This window comes from Pseudomonas sp. Z3-8, assembly GCF_051131975.1.
GTDB lineage: Bacteria > Pseudomonadota > Gammaproteobacteria > Pseudomonadales > Pseudomonadaceae > Aquipseudomonas.
Genome location: NZ_CP071643.1, coordinates 1,055,551 through 1,073,252 on the forward strand (window position 1 = coordinate 1,055,551; position 17,702 = coordinate 1,073,252).

Here is a 17,702-nt window from a genome sequence, read left to right on the forward strand (position 1 = left end):
GTCAGATCGCAGAGCCGAGTTGGAAGATGGGCATGTACATGGCAACCACCAGGCCGCCGACGACCACCCCCAGGATCACCATGATGAAGGGTTCCATCAGGCTGGTGAGGTTGTCCACCAGATTATCCACTTCGGCCTCGTAAAAACTCGCCACTTTGTCGAGCATGTCATCCAGCGCACCGGACTCTTCGCCAATGGCGGTCATCTGGATCGCCAGGTTCGGAAAAATGCCTGAGGTGCGCATGGAGAAGTTCAACTGCATGCCGGTCGAGACGTCCTGCTTGATCCGCTGCACGGCACGCTTGAATACCACGTTGCCGGTGGCGCCCGAGACGGAGTCGAGGGCTTCGACCAGCGGCACGCCGGCGGCGAACGTGGTCGAGAGCGTGCGCGCGTAACGCGCCACGGCGGACTTGTACATCAAGGTGCCGACCAAGGGCAGCTTGAGCAGCCACTTGTCTCGCCAGTCACGAAACGCCTGGGAGCGCTTGAGGGCATATTTTACCCCGAAAAATCCGCCCACCACTCCGCCAAGCAGCACCCACCACCAGTCTTGCAGGAACTCCGACAAGCCGATGACCATTAGCGTGAAGGCCGGCAGCTTCGCGCCAAAGCCGGAAAATACCGACTCGAACTGCGGCACGACCTTGATCAGCAAGATGCTGGTGACCACCGCCGCGACGGCGATCACCGCTGCGGGGTAGGTCATGGCTTTCTTGATCTTTGCCTTCAGGGCTTCGCTCTTTTCCTTGTAGGTCGCGACTCGGTCCAGCAGCGTGTCCAGGGCACCGGCCTGCTCACCGGCATCGACCAGGTTGCAGTACAACTCGTCGAAATACTGCGGGCATTTGCGCAGCGAGGCGGCGAAGCTGTTGCCGGCGGCGACTTCCTGCTTCACTTCGTCCACCAGCTTGCGCATGTTGGCGGTGTCGAAGCCTTCGCCGATGATGTCGAATGCCTGCAGCAGAGGAACGCCGGCCTTGAGCATCGTCGCCATCTGACGGGTGAAGAGCGCGATATCCAGCGGCTTGATGCGTTTGCCCTTGCTGAATATCGAAGTGGACTTCTTGCGTACCTTGCCCGGGTTGATCCCTTGCTTGCGCAGCTGCGCCTTGACCAATGCCGGGCTCTGGCCGGTCAGTTCGCCGGACATTTTTGTGCCTTTGCGGTCCTTGCCTTCCCACGTGTAGACGTCGGTTTTTGCTGCCTTGACCGCCATGCTCAATCCTTGGTGACCCGGTTGATTTCTTCGAGACTGGTGACGCCTTGCATCACTTTGACCAGCCCCGAGGTGCGCAAGTCATTGAAGCCGTCCTTGCGCATTTGCAGGTCGATTTCCAGGGAGTTGCCTTCGGCCATGATCAGCCGCTGCAGCTCCGGCGTGTTCTTGACCACTTCGTAGACCCCCACGCGACCCTTGTAGCCGTTGTTGCACTGTTCGCAACCGACCGGCTCATAGATCGTGAATGAGCCGATGCGTTCCCGCGGGAAGCCCTCCTTGAGCAGGGTTTCCTCGGGAATCTCGATGGCTCTGCGGCAGTGCATGCACAACTTGCGCGCCAGGCGCTGGGCGATGATCAGGTGCACTGCCGTGGCGATGTTGAAACCTGGGATGCCCATGTTCTGTAGCCGGATCAGGGTTTCGGCGGCGCTGTTGGTGTGCAGCGTGGACAGCACCAGGTGTCCGGTCTGGGCCGCCTTGATGGCGATCTCGGCGGTTTCCAGGTCGCGGATCTCGCCGACCATGATCACATCCGGGTCCTGGCGCAGGAACGAGCGCAGTGCATGGGCGAAATCCAGCCCCTGGCGCGGATTCACGTTGACCTGGTTGATGCCTTCCATGTTGATTTCCACCGGGTCCTCGGCGGTGGAAATATTGATGTCCACAGTGTTGAGAATGTTCAAGCCGGTATACAGCGACACGGTCTTGCCCGAGCCGGTCGGCCCGGTTACCAGAATCAGCCCCTGGGGTTGCTTGAGGGCCACCATGTACAGGTCTTTCTGTTCCGGTTCGTAGCCCAGGGCGTCGATGCCCATTTGCGCGCTGGAGGGATCGAGGATCCGGATCACCACCTTTTCTCCCCAAAGCGTGGGGAGGGTGTTGACCCGGAAATCGATGGACTTGGTCTTTGACAGGCGCATCTTCAGCCGTCCGTCCTGGGGCTTGCGTCGTTCGGAAATGTCCAGGCTCGCCATCACCTTGAGGCGCGCGGCAATGCGGTTGGCCAGTTGGATGGGCGGCTTTGCGACTTCCCGCAGCATACCGTCGGTGCGCACGCGTACCCGATAGGTCTTTTCATAGGGTTCGAAGTGCAGGTCGGAAGAGCCGCCCTTGATCGCGTCCAGCAACATCTTGTTGACGAAGCGCACCACCGGCGCATCGTCGCCGTCCTGGCCGGCGATGGCATCCTGCTTGCGGTCATCGATCGACTCGATGTCGAGGCCGTCGAGGTCGACGTCGGCCATGCCTTCCAGGCCCGTGCTGCTGGACTCGAAGAACTTCTCGATGGCATCGCTGAGCTTGTCGTCCTCCACCAGTATGGCTTCGGTGGTCAGGCCGGTGCTGAACTGTATGTCGTTGATGGCCTGGTGATTGGTCGGATCGGAAATGCCCACGTACAGCTTGTTGCCACGCCGCCACAGGGGCAGGGCGTGATGCTGGCGCACGAGTTTCTCGCTGACCAGGCCAGCGGGCTGGTTGTCCTTGTCGAGGCTGTTGAGGTCCAGCAGGGCGATACCAAAATGCTCCGAGGCGATTTCCGCCACCTGGCGGCTCTGGACGAGTTTGTTCTGCACCAGATAGCTGACCAGGGGCGTGCGATTGCGCTGCGCCTGTTGGTAGGCCTGCTGCGCGCTTTGTTCAGTGATCAGTTCGGCCAGCACCAGTTGCTTGGCCAGGCCGCTGAGGGCGATGTCATTCATGGGAATACCGGTGGCGGACTGTTCATGATTTATAGCCTAGTCAAGCATCGGTGCCTCACCAGCGAGCAGAGGTGACAAAAAGCGTCAGATAGTGCGGTTGTTGGGGTAGGACCTTGCTCGTATGTCGCTGGAAAAGCTTCGGCTGGCGGGGCCGCGGTGGTTGGCATGTGCCGTGCAATGCTCGTGTCATCGCATGAGATCCGACTCATGCAAGGGAGATGACTATGAACAGGCAAAAGGGTTTCACCTTGATCGAGCTGCTGATTGTGGTGGCGATCATCGGCATCCTGGCGACGTTTGCGTTGCCGCAGTATTCGAGGTATCAGGCGCGGGCAAAGGCGACAGCGGGCTTGGCGGAAATTTCTACCTTGAGGGTGGCGTTCGAAGATGTCATGAATCAAGGAACGGCCCCCACGCTGGCCAACATTGGCGGCACATCCCCTACCAGCAACTGCACTATTACGGCGGAAGGCGTGGCTAACACTGGAGTAGGCGCGATCGTTTGCACTCTTGTTAACGCACCTGCTCCTGTACTCGGCAGGACTATTACGCTCAGTCGGGCGGCTACAGGGGTCTGGACCTGTACTTCAACCGCTGCTCAAGAATTCTTGCCAGCAGGTTGTGACGGGGCATAGACCATGCCGTATGACTTGGCCCCGCTTTTATAGCGGGGCTTTTTATTGGGTGAGAAATGTTTACGCAATTCATGGAGTTAGCAACCGGGCCAAAACCCGCAACTTGCATGTACCAAATCATCCGGTCATGCAAATTGCATGATTGTGAAAAATGCCGCTTCGCTTAACTATATGAATTTAAAGAGAAATCTGATTGTTTCAAAACTGGCACAGCCTTCGCACTACTCCTGACAACCTGCCGCGATGCACTTTCGGCAGTTTCTGAGAAAAACAGGAGTTACTCGTATGAAGAAGTTCGCTATCACTGCCGCTGCTGCCACTGCACTGACCCTGACCATGGCTAACGCATTTGCCGAGACCACTCAAGCGACTCAGGCACCGATGATGCTGGCTGCTGGCGAAGTGACAGAGGCTAAGGAAGACGTTTCCGACACCTGGATCACCACCAAGGTCAAAGCTGACCTGGTCACCGAGAAAGGCATTCCAGGCTCCGACATCAAGGTTGAAACCAACAAGGGCGTTGTGTCCCTGTCTTCTATGACCAAGGTTACTGAGGCACAAAAAGACACCGCTGTGGCAATCACCAAGAAAATCAAAGGCGTCAAAGCCGTATCGGCTGACGGTCTGAAAGCCGAGTAAGGCTAGGCTTCTCGCCTGAACGGGAGAAGGCACGGCACGCGGGCTTAGATATACGTATGCCGTTGCTTTGGAGTTCATGCGAAAGGCCACAGGGACGTGGCCATTACAGGCCCCCGGCATTCGTGCCGGGGGCCTGTTCTATTCTGGGGAGGAAAACCTGGTGTACGGCCAGGAAACCGGGTTGTTCTTTTCGCGAGCAGGCTCGCTCGCACACTGGACCGAGTTTCGTCAGGCAAAAATGCAGTCAAACGTGGGAGCGAGCCTGCTCGCGAAGGCGTCGGCGCTATGCATGAGAAATGCCTGTCCCAGAGGCACGATCACCGCCCACGCTTGCTGGTGATCTCCACCAGCCGATTCCCCACGAAGCGCAAGTATTGGTACATGCCGTTGTTGGGCCCGTAGGTCCATTCCTCCACCGGGTACTCTTCCCGGCGATTGGCGCTGCGTTGGTAGCCCAGGTCATCGCGCGCCGTGGGCTCGCCACACTTCTGCCGCACCTCGCTGGAGCGATCACCGACGCTGATCAATTGGCTGCCGCAGCGCAGGGTCTCGGCGGCTGATGCATGGCCGGTCGCAAGCAGCAGGACCAGGCCGATTCCAGACAGACACTTCATTTTCATTCGGCATCCAGATGCATAGGGGTAATGACGCTACCGTCGCTTTCGGCCTGACCGAGGCTGGCATCGATGAAGTACACGCGGTCATCGGCCAGCTTGCCCTTGTCCACCAGGAAATCCTTGATGCTGCTGGCCCGCTCCTGTCCCAGTTCTCGCAACAGCAGATCACTGCCGCTCCAGAACCTGATGACCCCTTCACGGAGTTTTTCGATGCGGGCCTGTTTATCCAGTTGTGTCCATTCGGTCGGTGGTTGGGTCTTCAGGCGAGTGCGATAGATGCCTTCAAGCAGCGGGGCTTTTTCGTCTTCCGGTACTTCCAGCAACGAAGCTTTGGCCGGGACCTTGTCGCCCCTGCGCTGCAGCATCTTGTAGTAGTTGTACTGGTATTCGCGTTCCAGGCGCTGGGCGGCGAGCAGCGGGCCGTCGCTGCTTTCGGCGGCGGTGCCTTCGATCTCCAGCTTCAACTCTGGCCGTTTGCCCAGGGCTTCGGACAACTTGAGCAGAGCGTTTTCGTTTTCCTTGCTCAGGTCACTGGAGCCCGGCGCGAACGCCACGCTGCCCAGGTCTTCCGAGCCGCCGCCGGCCACCAGCCCGCCGATCAGCTTGAACGGCGCTTGTGCCGCGCGAACCACCAGGTTGCGCAGGGTTTGCCAGACAATCGGCATGACGCTGAACTGCGGATCGTTGAGGTTGCCGGAAACCGGCAGCTCGATGGAGATCCTGCCCTCGGAATCTTTCAGCAAGGCGACGGCGAGCTTGAGCGGCAGGCTCACGGCGTCCGGGCTGTCGACCTTTTCCCCCAGTTGCAGTTGTTCGACCACGACTTTGTTGTCGGCCTGGAGCTGGCCCTTGGTGATCCGGTAATGCAGGTCGAGATTGAGCCGGCCCTTGCGGATGCGATAGCCGGCGAACTTGCCGGAGTACGGCGTCAGGGTGGTCAGCTCGACCCGTTTGAAACTGGTGGCGATGTCGAGGCTGGCCATCGGGTCGAAGGGGTTGACCGCGCCCTTGATCGTGACAGGCGCGTAGCGATCGACCTTGCCTTTCACATCGACTGTGGCGGGCTTGGCCTGGCGGCTGTCGATGGTGCCGATCTCGCCGTTGAGCTGCTGGACGGCTGTGGCGAAGTTCGGCGTCAGGCTGAAGTCGGCGAAATTGGCCGAACCGTCATTGATGGCGATTCCGCCGACATGAATGCCCAGCGGTTTTTCCTTGGGGGCCGGTTTGGCCGCGGTGTTTCTGGCCGGGGCGTCGGCGGGTTGTGGAATCAGCAGGTCGTCGACGTTGGTGGTGCGATCGTCGTTGATCATGAAGCGTGCATAGGGCTGGAACAGGTTGACCTTGTCGATCGACAGGCTGTCGCCATGCTGGTAATTGAGCCCCTGGAGTTCCAGGCGCTGCCATTTGAGGAAGTCACGGGTCTTGAGCGTGTCGAGGGTATGCAACTGATCGACCTGGGCGCGGCCGGTCACGGCGAACGCCAGCGGTTCGGTACTTTTCAGGTCTACCGCCAGATCGCTGCCGAGCATCCCGGAGCGTAGCTCCAGGCGGATGAACGGGTTGATGTAGGCCTGGGCGACCCGCAGGTCGATGTCCTGGGTCTTGACGTTGAGCTTCGCGGTAACCGGATTCAGATTGACCTCGCCATCGGCGAGCAGCTTGCCTTGTTTGCCCAGCCCGGTGTCCAGCTTGAGGTTGAAAGGTGAGCCGTTGAGTGTGTCGTAGTTCTTCAGGTCGAGGTTCAGCGGGCCGAGGTCCAGTGCCACGGCCGGCTGCGCCTGGCGGTCGGCCAGGTGTACCTGGTAATCGCGCAGTTGCACGTCCTTCAGCATCACCTGCCAAGGCTTGCTCGGTGTTGTCGGCTCAGGCTTGGGCGAGTCGGCGGCGGCCGGGGCCGAGGCCGGTTCGGCCTTGACCTTGGGTTTGGCTGCCTGGCTGGCGAAGAGCTTCTGCCAGTCCAACTGCCCGTCGGCTTCCCGAGCGGCCCAGGTCTCGAGTTTGTGGCTGCGGATCTTGCCCACGATGACCTGCTGCTTGCCCAGGTCCAGCGAGGTTTCGCTGACGTCCAGGCGCTCCAGCCTTGCCAGCGGACGGCCGTCGGGCGCCTTGATGGCGAAGGGCGCGACGCTGACCGACGCGTTATTGAGCAGCAGTTCCGTGCCCTTGGCGAGGTTGAGCTTGTACTCGGTGCTGAGGTTCAGCACGCCGTTTTCCAGAACGAGCGGCACTGCGTCTCGCACGTAGGGCCACCAGGCTTTCATCTGGCCCCCGGTCACCTTGAGCGTGCCCTCGGAGGCGATCGGCGCGAGGCTGAAATTACCGGTCCAGTCGATCTGCCCACCCTCGGGACCGACGGCCACCAGGGTCATGTCGGCGCTGTCGTCGGGCAGGGTGCTGAGGTTCTTCAGCTCGAAGTCGAGGGTGTCATACAGGAACTCGATGGGTTCGCTGGGGCGCAGGTCCTGGAAGTGCACGTAGCCGCTGGCCAGTTTGATCCGCTCGACTCGCAAGGGAAACGGCTTGGCGTCGGGATCCGCCGGAGTCGGTTCGCTGGGCGGCAGCTTGAACAGGCCCAGCAGATTCAGCTGGCCGTCCTTGGCGAACACGATCTCGGTCCTGGGCTTGTCCAGCTCGACGTCGGCCAGGTGCAGGGCGCCGGACCACAGACTGTCGAGTTGCAGGTTGGCATAGAGCCGTTCGAAACCGACCTGTTCCTTGCCAGGCTCGCCGACTACCAGCCCCCACAAGGTGACTTCAAGGCTGAAAGGATTGAGCTCGATGCGCTGGATTTGCGCCGGCACCGTCGCATGGGCGGCCAGTTGCTGATTGGCGATCCGCAGGGCAATGCCCGGCAGTATCAGAAAACCCAACAGACTGTAGAGGGCCAGTGCGGTCAACAGGGCGCCGAAAGCGCGAATCAATCCTTTGGGCATGTGTGGCTTCATCTGGTGTGAATCGGAGTGCCTTGGAGTATGGCATGTGATTACGGTTCCGAAGCCACTGTGTTTTATGAGAATTGTCCGTTTTATTCGTGGGAATTGATGGGTGCTCAGAGCTGGAGGATCAGCGTCTTGAGCGGCGGTTGTTGATCCTGCGAGGGAAAATCGCTGCCAGGTGTCAGCACGCTCCACTCGCGAACCGGGCGGCCGGCTTTTTCCGCACAGCGCAATACCTGCTCGCGCCAGTCGTTCATGGACACCTTCGCCAGGTTGTTGCAGCAGATCAGCACGCCATTTTCGGCGGTGGTGAGCAGTGCCGGCTTGAGCAGGCTTTGGTAATCGCGCAACAGGTCGACTGTGCCGAAAGCGCTCTTGGCCCAGGCCGGCGGGTCGAGCAGCACCAGGTCATATTGGCGTTGCTCCAGACGCACGTAAGCGGGCAGCTTCTGCCCGCGGCGTTGACTGATCGGCAGGCCGGCGAGTTGGCGAATCGCCGGGAAATAATCCGACTGGACGAATTCCATCGTCGGCAGGTCGGGATTGAGCAGGCCGTTCTCGCGGCCCACCGCCAGGTTGCCCTCGGCGAAGTCCAGGTTGCACACCTCGCGCGCTCCGCCCGCCGCGGCGCTCAGGCCGACGCCGCAGGTATAGGCGAACAGGTTCAGCACGCTTTTGTTCCGGCTGTGGTCCTTGACCCAGCCCCGGGCGTTGCGCAGATCGAGAAACAGCAACGGATCCTGCCCGGCGTGACGTCCGCGAACCCGGTAATTCAACCCCCACTCATGGCCAACCAGGTCTTGCAAGGCAGCCTCGTCAGGCTGATAAATGCTGTCCTGGCGGTCGATGCGCGAGTTGCCCCGGGCGCGGTCGTTGTAGACCAGCAGGGTATCCAGCCCCAAGTGTTGATTGACGATGCCGTGCAGTTGCAACAGGGCCTCGCGCTCCAGTGACTGATGAAAACTCTGCACCAGCAGCTGCGGGCCGTAGCGGTCGACCGTCAGGCCGGGAGCGCCTTCCTGGCTGCCGTGGAACAGGCGATAGCAATCGGTGCCCTGCTGATGCAGTTGGCCAAGCAGGTCCTGACGCTGGTCGAGGGCGGCGCGCAGCGCCAGATTCAAGGAAGACATGCCGGGCGCGCCTTAAGGAAATTAGGCGCGGGAGTTTAGCAGTTATGGATACCCGGGTATCGCCTGCAGGTTTGAGTCAGGCAGCGCTCTTGTGGCGAGGGAGCTTGCTCCCGCTGGGGTGCGAAGCGCCCCCTGTTTTGCAATAGCGATTTTGCGTCTGCTGCGCAGCCGAGCGGGAGCAAGCTCCCTCGCCACGGGGTTTATGTTGTCTCAGCGGTTCAGGCGCGTGTCGATCAGGCCCTCCACTACGCTAGGATCAGCCAGGGTCGAGGTGTCGCCCAGGCTGTCGAGCTCGTTGCAGGCGATCTTGCGCAGGATCCGCCGCATGATCTTCCCCGAGCGGGTCTTTGGCAGGGCCGGCGCCCACTGGATCAGCTCCGGCTTGGCAAAACTACCGATTTCCTTGCTGACATGAGCCAGCAACTCCTTCTTCAACTCGTCGTTGGCTTCGACCCCGTTCATCGGCGTGACAAAGGCGTAGATGCCCTGGCCCTTCAAGTCATGGGGATAACCCACGACCGCTGCCTCGGCAATGTTGTCGTGCAACACCAGCGCACTCTCTACCTCGGCGGTGCCGATACGGTGGCCCGACACATTGATCACATCGTCGATACGCCCGGTGATCCAATAGTCGCCATCTTCGTCGCGACGGGCGCCGTCGCCGGTGAAGTAGTACCCGGGGTAAGGCTTGAAGTAGGTGTCGACCATTCGTTGGTGGTCGCCGTAGACGCTGCGAATCTGCCCCGGCCAACTGGATTTTATCGCCAGTACGCCGCTGCCCGCGCCGCTGATCTCCTTGCCGACTTCATCCAGCAGCACCGGCTGCACGCCGAACATCGGCCGTGTGGCGCAGCCCGGCTTGAGCCGTGGGGCACTCACCAGGGGGCTGAGCATGATGCCGCCGGTTTCGGTCTGCCACCAGGTATCGACAATCGGGCAGCGTTGTTCGCCTACGACGTTGAAATACCATTCCCACGCTTCCGGGTTGATCGGCTCACCGACACTTCCGAGCAATCGCAGGCTCTTGCGCGAAGTGTCCTGCAGCGGCCCGGCGCCCTCGCGCATCAGCGCGCGCAGGGCGGTCGGGGCGGTGTAGAAGATGTTGACCTGATGTTTGTCGATCACCTGCCAGAACCGCGAACTGCTCGGATGGCTTGGCACGCCCTCGAAGATCAGCGTGGTGGCGCCGTTCGCCAGTGGCCCGTAGACAATATAGCTATGGCCGGTGACCCAGCCGACATCAGCGGTGCACCAGAATACTTCGTTGTCGCGGTAATCCAGCACGTACTTGAAGGTCATCGCCGCCTGCAACAGATAGCCGCCGGTGGTGTGCAGCACGCCCTTGGGTTTGCCGGTGCTGCCGGAGGTGTAGAGGATGAACAGCGGGTCCTCGGCGTCCATCGGTTCGGGGGGGCAGTCGTCGCTCATGTCGTGCATGGCCTGGTGGTACCAGACATCGCGCCCTTCGACCCACTCCACCTCGCCCTGGGTACGCTCCACCACCAGCACGGTGCTGACGTCCGGGCAGCTTTCCAGCGCCTTGTCGACGTTGCGCTTGAGCGGTATGAACCGTCCGCCGCGCACGCCTTCGTCGGCGGTGATGACGGTGCGGCAATCGGCATCGAGAATCCGGTCGCGCAGCGAGTCCGGCGAGAACCCGCCGAACACCACCGAATGCACCGCGCCGATGCGGGTGCAGGCGAGCATGGCGTAGGCCGCTTCTGGAATCATCGGCATGTAGATGCAGACCCGGTCGCCTTTTTTCACGCCACGGCTTTTCAGCACGTTGGCCAGGCGGCACACATGATGGTGAAGTTTCTTGTAGGTGATCTGTGCCGATTCGGCGGGATTGTCGCCTTCCCAGATGATCGCGATCTGATCGCCGCGCGTGTCCAGGTGACGGTCGATGCAGTTGGCGCTGACGTTCAGCTTGCCACCGGTGAACCAGCTCGCTTCGCCGCTCTTCAAATCGTAGCGCTGGACGGTTTGCCAGGGCGTCATCCAGTCAAGAAAACGCGTGGCCTGCTCGGCCCAGAAGGCGCTGGGGTGTTCGATGGATTCTTTATAGAGCCGCTTGTACTCGTCCTGACTCAATTGCGCAGCCCGGCGGACGGCATCGGCGTGGGGGTACTGGCTGATATCGAACATGACGGTTCCTTATTCTTGTTTTGCGACAAGACATAAAGATGCGCCGAGTAAAAATCGAGTTCAAGTCGTACATGGAGCCAATGTGGGAGCGAGCTTGCTCGCGATAACGATTTAACATCCAACAAAGGAGTTGTCTGTTAGACCGCTATCGCGAGCAAGCTCGCTCCCACAGGGATCAGCGGTGATCTGTAGGAGCGGGGGACGATCAGCCGCGATGACGTCCGCGGAAGTAGCTGATCAGGCCTTGGGTCGAAGCATCTTCGGCCGGGCTTTCTTCGCTGCCCACCAGGCGGTTGTAGACGCCTTTGCCCAGTTCCTTGCCAAGTTCCACGCCCCATTGGTCGAAGGCATTGATGCCCCAGACCACGCTTTGCACGAATACCTTGTGCTCATACAGCGCAACCAGTGCACCGAGGCGGCGCGGGCTGATGCGTTCGACCACCAGGGTGTTGCTCGGGCGGTTGCCCGGGATCACCTTGTGGGGGGCGAGCTTCTGCACTTCTTCTTCACTGGCGCCTTTATCGCGCAACTCGGCCTCGGCCTCGCTGCGAGTCTTGCCGAGCATCAGCGCCTGGCTCTGGGACAGGCAGTTGGCGTACAGCCACTGATGATGGTCGGCAACCGGGTTGAAGCTGACGATCGGCACGATGAAATCGGCCGGGATCAGTTGGGTGCCCTGGTGCAGCAATTGATGGTAGGCGTGCTGACCGTTGGCGCCGACGCCACCCCAGATCACTGGCCCCGTATCGGTGGACACCGGCGTGCCATCCTGGCGGACGCTCTTGCCGTTGGATTCCATGTCCAGTTGCTGGAGATGCTTGGTGATGTTGCGCAGATAGTGGTCGTACGGCAGGATCGCATGGCTTTGCGCACCCCAGAAATTGCCGTACCACACGCCAAGCAGCGCCAGCAGCACCGGCATGTTCTGGTCGAACGGTGCGCTCTGGAAATGCTGGTCCATGGAATAGGCGCCGGACAACAGCTCCTTGAAGTTCGACATGCCGATGGCCAGGGCGATTGGCAGACCGATGGCCGACCACAGCGAGTAACGGCCGCCGACCCAGTCCCACATCGGGAAGATGTTTTCTTCGCGGATGCCGAAGGCCACCGCGGCGGCGTTGTTGCTCGATACCGCGATGAAGTGGCGATAGAGCTCCGCTTCCGAGCCACCTTGTGCCAGGTACCAGGCACGAGCGGCCTCGGCATTCTTCAGGGTCTCGAGGGTATTGAAGGATTTCGACGAGACAATGAACAACGTGGTCTCGGCGCGCAGCTTCTGGGCCAGCTCGTGGAACTCACTGCCGTCGATGTTCGCCAGGTAGTGACAGCGCACGCCTTTATGCGTGTAGGACAACAGCGCTTCGGACACCAGCTGCGGGCCGAGGAAGGAGCCACCGATGCCGATGTTCACCACGTCGGTGATCGGTTTTTCGGTGTAGCCGCGCCACAGACCGTCGTGAATGCGACCGACCAGATCGGTAATCTGGTTCAGCACTTTGTGCACATCGGGCATGACGTTGACGCCATTGACCAGCAATTTGTCGCCGACCGGGCGACGCAGCGCGGTGTGCAGGGCCGGGCGGTTCTCCGAGGCGTTGACGATTTCGCCTTCGAACAGCGCCTGGATCGCGCCCTTGAGGTCGACTTCGTTGGCCAGGTTTACCAACAGGTCGCGGGTCTGGGCGTTGATCAGGTTCTTCGAATAGTCGAGAAACAGGCCGCAGCTCGACAGGGTGAATTGATTGAAACGCTGCGGATCGGCATTGAACGCTTCGCGCATGCTGAAATCCTGCATGGCTTTGCGGTGGTCATTCAGCGCTTGCCAGGCGGGCAGAGCGGTCACGTCGTGAGGAGTTCGGTAATACGCCATCGCTGCGGGTTTCCTTTTACTTTGAACGGCCTTTTTAACACTGAAAATTCCGGAGCGGCCCGAGAAGGGCGTCCGGACAACTGCGTCGACACGATCGCCAGACGCAGGGCGACTACAGTAAACCTCGCGTTGCGATCTGTCTTGACTTTGTCTGACAGTTTCCCGGTACTTTTTTATACAACAGCGGGTGAGAGGGGCCGACAGGCGGAGTTGATCAACTGTGGGAGCGAGCTCGCGATAGCTATATGTCAGTCGGCATCTTCTTCGACTGGTCCTCCGCTATCGCGAGCAAGCTCGCTCCCACAGGGGAGAGGGGGCCAAGCGTCTCGGTCAGGCCACCTGGACCGGAATGGCGTTGCTGGTGTGGCTCAGTTCGTTGCCCGGCGCCATGTAGAGCATGCGCGGCTTGAAGTTGAGCAGTTCGGCTTCGCTGTAATGGGCATAGGCGCAGATGATGACGCGGTCTCCGACCTTGGCCTTGTGCGCCGCAGCGCCGTTGACCGAGATCATCCGCGAGCCTTCTTCGCCACGGATGGCGTAGGTGGTGAAGCGCTCGCCGTTGTCGACGTTGTAGATCTGGATCTGTTCGTATTCGCGGATGCCCGACAGGTCCAGCCACTCACCGTCAATGGCGCAGGAGCCTTCGTAGTCGAGCACGGCGTGAGTGACTTCGGCGCGGTGCAGCTTGGCCTTGAGCATGATGGCGTGCATGAGTGTTTCCTCTGGTCGGGTCCAAACGGCGGGCAGTTTGCCCGAAGGCTGCCGAGGCGGCAATAACACCTCAGAGCCCCTGTGGGAGCGAGCTTGCTCGCGATAGCGGTAGTTCAGTTCCGAATGTATTGGCTGACAGCCCGCTATCGCGAGCGAGCTCGCTCCCACAGGGTTTTGTGATGTTCAGGCGGGCGTGTCGAGTTCCAGATGCAGGTTGTCGATCAGGCGCGTGGTGCCCAGAAAGGCGGCGACCAGAATCACCAGGTCGCGATCCTCGCTCACAGCTGGGCGCAAGGTCCTGGCGTCACGGATTTCCAGGTAATCGGGACGCAGGCCGGCGGATTCGAGCTGTTTGAGCTGTTCGCCAATCAGCGCCGGGAAGTCCCGTTGCCCCTGCCTGATCGCTTCGGCGATCTGGCTCAGGGCACGGTAGACCACGGGCGCCACGGCGCGCTGCTCGGGGCTGAGAAAACCGTTGCGCGAAGACAGCGCCAGGCCGTCCTCGGCGCGCACGGTCGGCTCGCCGATGATCTGGATCGGCATGTTCAGGTCATGCACCAGCGCGCGGATCACCGCCAGTTGCTGGAAATCCTTCTGGCCGAACACCGCCAGATCCGGCTGGACCATGTTGAAGAGCTTGCTGACCACCGTCGCCACGCCTTCGAAATGCCCCGGACGGCTGGCGCCACACAGGCCTTCGGACAACTGCGGGACGCTGACGCGGGTCTGTCCGGCCATGCCATCGGGATACATCTCCTCCACGCTGGGCGCGAACAGCAGATGGCAGCCGGCCTGGAGCAGTTTCTCCTGGTCGGCCGCGAGGGTGCGCGGATATTTGTCGAGGTCTTCGCCAGCGCCGAATTGCAGCGGATTGACGAAAATACTCGCTACGACAAAATCGGCCCGCTGCGCCGCCTTGGTCACCAGCGCCATGTGCCCGCTGTGCAGGTTGCCCATGGTCGGGACAAAGGCGATGCGTTTGCCTTCGCCGCGGGCGCGGGCCACGGCGGCGCGGAGTTCGCGTACGGTCTTGACGGTGTTCATGCGGAAAATCCGTGCTCGGCGCCAGGGAAGGTTGCCGCCTTCACTTCAGCGACATAGGCGGACAAGGCTGCCTGGAGAGTGGTTTGCCCGGCCATGAAATTCTTCACGAACTTGGGTACGCGGCCGGTAATCGACAGCCCAAGCATGTCGTGGAGCACCAGTACCTGGCCGTCGGTAGCGTTACCGGCGCCGATGCCGATCACCGGGATTTTTACCGCCTGAGTGATTTCCTGCGCCAGCTCGCTGGGTACGCATTCGAGCAGCAACATGGCGGCACCGGCCTGTTCCAGCGCAATCGCATCGGCACGCATCTGCCGCGCCTGGTTTTCGTTGCGGCCCTGGACCTTGTAGCCACCGAGGATATTCACCGCCTGGGGCGTCAGTCCCAGGTGTGCGCACACCGGGATACCGCGCTCGGCCAGCAGGCGGATCGAGTCGGCCAGCCACAACGCGCCTTCGACCTTGACCATGTGGGCACCGGCCTGCATGAGCATGGCGCTGTTGGTCATGGTTTGTTCGAGGGTGGCGTAGGCCATGAACGGCAGGTCGGCGAGGATCAGTGCGTCGGTGTTACCGCGTTTGACGGCGGCTACATGGTAGGCCATCTCGGCGGTGGTCACCGGCAGCGTGCTGTCGTGACCTTGCAGCACCATGCCGAGGGAATCGCCCACCAGCAGCACTTCGACACCGGCCTCGTTGCAGGCATGGGCGAAGGTTGCGTCATAGCAGGTCAGCATGGTGATTTTTTCACCTTTCTGCTTGAGACCTTGCAGCGTGGTCAGGGTAATAGCTGGCATGAAAAAGTCCTCATTAGGCGCTCCAATACAGGCGCACCTTCTATGCGTGGTGCTTGTAAGGCCTGGATTACGCCCATTAGCGCCGCGTTGGCGGCGACGGGACGCCTATAGTCGTGAGGAGCAACCGGGAAGTCAATTGGATGTGTTACCGGTGGGTGTTACCGAGGTTACTGATGCGTTTCAGCGTGTAGGCGTGTTTAAAAACTGACTGCCTGGTCCCGGATTTTTTGTGGGAGCGAGCCTGCTCGCGAAGCGGTGTGTCAGTGGATATGTGGATAACGGATCCACCGCCTTCGCGAGCAGGCTCGCTCCCACAGGGGATTGGTTTCAGTTAGCAGGCAGGCGCTCCAGGCCGACGAAGGGGCACGCCGCGAGGAGGTCCTTGAGCAAACGCCCATCGGCCAGGCGCAGGTCGGCGGGCGCGAGCTCGGCCAATGGATACAGGACAAAGGCTCGGGCCTGCATATGGTAATGAGGGACTTTGAGGCGCGGCTCGTCGATCAGGTGATCACCGAACAGCAGAATATCCAGGTCCAGGGTGCGCGGGCCCCAGCGCTCGAGGCGCTCGCGACCCTGGCCGGTTTCGATGGCCTGTAGTGCATCGAGCAAGTCCAGCGGCGCGAGGTCGCTGTCCAGCGCCGCAACGGCATTGGTATAGCGCGGCTGGCCGGGGAGCAGGGAATCGCTTTGATAAAACGCCGAGACACCTACCAGTTGCGTGTCAGGCAACTGCGCCAGCGCCTCGACGGCGCTGCGCAATTGTTCGGCGGGCTCGGCCAGGTTGCTGCCCATGCCGATGTAGATGCGTTCCATCGTCACTCGCCCGAGGCGCTTGGTACACCGGCACGTTTGCGCTTGGCGCCACTGCTGCGGCGACGTTTGCGCGGGCCGCTGGCGCCGTCATCCTTGCCGCTCAGTTCGCGAATCATGTCGCGGCGCTCGCTGTCGTTGGCGTCCTGGTAATCGGTCCACCATTCGCCCAGGCCATCGGTCTGTTCGCCGGCGCTTTCGCGCAACAGCAGGAAGTCGTAACCGGCGCGGAAACGCGGGTTGTCCAGCAGCAGGTCGGCGCGTTTGCCGCTGCGCCGCGGCAGGCGCTCTTGCATGTCCCAGATCTCGCGGATCGGCATCGTGAAGCGTTTTGGAATGGCGATGCGCTGGCATTGCTCTGCGATCAGCTCGTGGGCGGCTTCCTGCATCGCCGGAATCGGCGGCATGCCGCGTTCCTGCAAACGCAGGACTCGGGCGGGCAGGGCGGGCCAGAGCAAGGCGGCGAACAGGAACGCCGGGGTCACCGGTTTGTTCTGCTTGATGCGCAGGTCGGTGTTGATCAACGCTTCGCTGATCAAGGTGTGGGTGTAGGTCGGGTTGTATTCCAGCGCCTCGGCACTGGCGGGGAACAGCGGGTCGAACAACTGCAGGTCGACGAGCATTTCGAAGGTGTCTGCGGCATGACCCGAGAGGAACAACTTGAGCACTTCTTCGAACAGCCGTGCCGACGGGATTTCCCTCAGCATCGGCGCCAGTTCGCGAATCGGCAGGGCGCTGTGCTTTTCAATGCCAAAATCCAGCTTGGCGGCGAAACGCACGGCCCGCAGCATCCGCACCGGGTCTTCCTGGTAACGCTGCCTGGGATCGCCAATCAGGCGGATAAGCCGGTTGCGGATGTCGTGAACGCCGTTGGCGTAATCGAGGATGCGTTCGCTGACCGGGTCGTAATACAGCGCGTTGATGGTGAAGTCGCGGCGCTGCGCGTCTTCTTCCAATGTGCCGTAGACGTTATCGCGCAGGATGCGCCCGCTCTCGTTGCGCGAAGACTGGTTGCTGTCTTCTTCTTCGTCGTTTTGCGGGTGGTTGGCGCGGAACGTCGCGACCTCGATGATTTCGCGGCCGAAGTGGATGTGCACCAGCTTGAAGCGCCGCCCGATGATCCGCGCATTGCGGAACTCGGCTCGTATCTGCTCAGGCGTGGCACTGGTGGCGACGTCGAAATCCTTGGGCGTGATACTGAGCAGCATGTCGCGCACGCAACCACCGACCAGGTAAGCCTGGTAGCCGGCGTTCTGCAGGCGTTCGACGATGTTCACCGCGTAACGGCTGAATTGGGCCTTTTGCAACGAATGCTGGCCGCTGTTGAGCACTTCAGGCGTGCTGCGGATGTGTTGCGTACGACGCAAGGGAGAACGGAATGACTGGAACAGCTTCTTCAGCATGGGATGCACTGTTTGAAGGAATATTCGGCCAAAAACGAGG

14 protein-coding genes are annotated in these 17,702 nt (G+C 61.1%); 2 read left to right on the forward strand and 12 right to left on the reverse strand.

Going from position 1 to position 17,702, the window contains the following annotated elements:
* Position 1: 1 nt before the first annotated feature.
* Positions 2-1,219: a type II secretion system F family protein gene (locus J3P94_RS04955; RefSeq protein ID WP_434571763.1), complete on the reverse strand. Its 1,218-nt coding sequence runs from the start codon at positions 1,217-1,219 to the stop codon at positions 2-4.
* A 2-nt stretch (positions 1,220-1,221) separates the two neighbouring features.
* Positions 1,222-2,922 carry a type IV-A pilus assembly ATPase PilB gene (gene pilB, locus J3P94_RS04960; protein WP_434571765.1) on the reverse strand — a complete coding sequence of 567 codons (1,701 nt, stop codon included), beginning with the start codon at positions 2,920-2,922 and terminating at the stop codon, positions 1,222-1,224.
* Positions 2,923-3,146: 224 nt separating this feature from the next.
* Between pilB and J3P94_RS04965 the strand changes: the two genes are divergently transcribed.
* Positions 3,147-3,557 carry a pilin gene (locus tag J3P94_RS04965; protein ID WP_434571767.1) on the forward strand — a complete coding sequence of 137 codons (411 nt, stop codon included), beginning with the start codon at positions 3,147-3,149 and terminating at the stop codon, positions 3,555-3,557.
* Positions 3,558-3,842: 285 nt separating this feature from the next.
* Complete coding sequence (locus J3P94_RS04970; protein WP_305498762.1) at positions 3,843-4,196, forward strand: BON domain-containing protein; 354 nt, start codon at positions 3,843-3,845, stop codon at positions 4,194-4,196.
* 317 nt (positions 4,197-4,513) lie between these two features.
* Here the strand turns inward: J3P94_RS04970 and J3P94_RS04975 are convergent, their stop codons facing one another.
* The 10 genes from J3P94_RS04975 to J3P94_RS05020 form a co-directional block, all read right to left on the reverse strand.
* Positions 4,514-4,810, reverse strand: coding sequence for a DUF2845 domain-containing protein (locus tag J3P94_RS04975; protein WP_434574095.1), 297 nt, complete (start codon positions 4,808-4,810; stop codon positions 4,514-4,516).
* Positions 4,811-4,812: 2 nt separating this feature from the next.
* Complete coding sequence (locus tag J3P94_RS04980; RefSeq protein WP_434571769.1) at positions 4,813-7,746, reverse strand: DUF748 domain-containing protein; 2,934 nt, start codon at positions 7,744-7,746, stop codon at positions 4,813-4,815.
* Between the two features lie 116 nt (positions 7,747-7,862).
* On the reverse strand, positions 7,863-8,879 hold the full coding sequence (locus tag J3P94_RS04985) for a class I SAM-dependent rRNA methyltransferase (protein WP_434571771.1): 1,017 nt from the start codon (positions 8,877-8,879) through the stop codon (positions 7,863-7,865).
* A gap of 210 nt (positions 8,880-9,089) precedes the next feature.
* Positions 9,090-11,027 (reverse strand): acetate--CoA ligase, encoded by a 1,938-nt coding sequence (gene acs / locus J3P94_RS04990; protein ID WP_434571773.1) that lies wholly within the window; start codon positions 11,025-11,027, stop codon positions 9,090-9,092.
* A 205-nt stretch (positions 11,028-11,232) separates the two neighbouring features.
* Positions 11,233-12,897, reverse strand: coding sequence for a glucose-6-phosphate isomerase (gene pgi / locus J3P94_RS04995; protein ID WP_434571775.1), 1,665 nt, complete (start codon positions 12,895-12,897; stop codon positions 11,233-11,235).
* Between the two features lie 330 nt (positions 12,898-13,227).
* Positions 13,228-13,608: an aspartate 1-decarboxylase gene (gene panD / locus J3P94_RS05000; RefSeq protein WP_003228271.1), complete on the reverse strand. Its 381-nt coding sequence runs from the start codon at positions 13,606-13,608 to the stop codon at positions 13,228-13,230.
* Between the two features lie 183 nt (positions 13,609-13,791).
* Complete coding sequence (gene panC / locus J3P94_RS05005; protein ID WP_434571777.1) at positions 13,792-14,652, reverse strand: pantoate--beta-alanine ligase; 861 nt, start codon at positions 14,650-14,652, stop codon at positions 13,792-13,794.
* Positions 14,649-15,449, reverse strand: coding sequence for a 3-methyl-2-oxobutanoate hydroxymethyltransferase (gene panB / locus J3P94_RS05010; protein ID WP_434571779.1), 801 nt, complete (start codon positions 15,447-15,449; stop codon positions 14,649-14,651). The genes panC and panB overlap by 4 nt, the downstream gene beginning before the upstream one ends.
* 327 nt (positions 15,450-15,776) lie before the next feature.
* Positions 15,777-16,262: a 2-amino-4-hydroxy-6-hydroxymethyldihydropteridine diphosphokinase gene (gene folK, locus J3P94_RS05015; protein WP_434571780.1), complete on the reverse strand. Its 486-nt coding sequence runs from the start codon at positions 16,260-16,262 to the stop codon at positions 15,777-15,779.
* A gap of 2 nt (positions 16,263-16,264) precedes the next feature.
* Positions 16,265-17,662: a polynucleotide adenylyltransferase PcnB gene (locus tag J3P94_RS05020; protein WP_434571781.1), complete on the reverse strand. Its 1,398-nt coding sequence runs from the start codon at positions 17,660-17,662 to the stop codon at positions 16,265-16,267.
* Positions 17,663-17,702 lie beyond the last annotated feature (40 nt).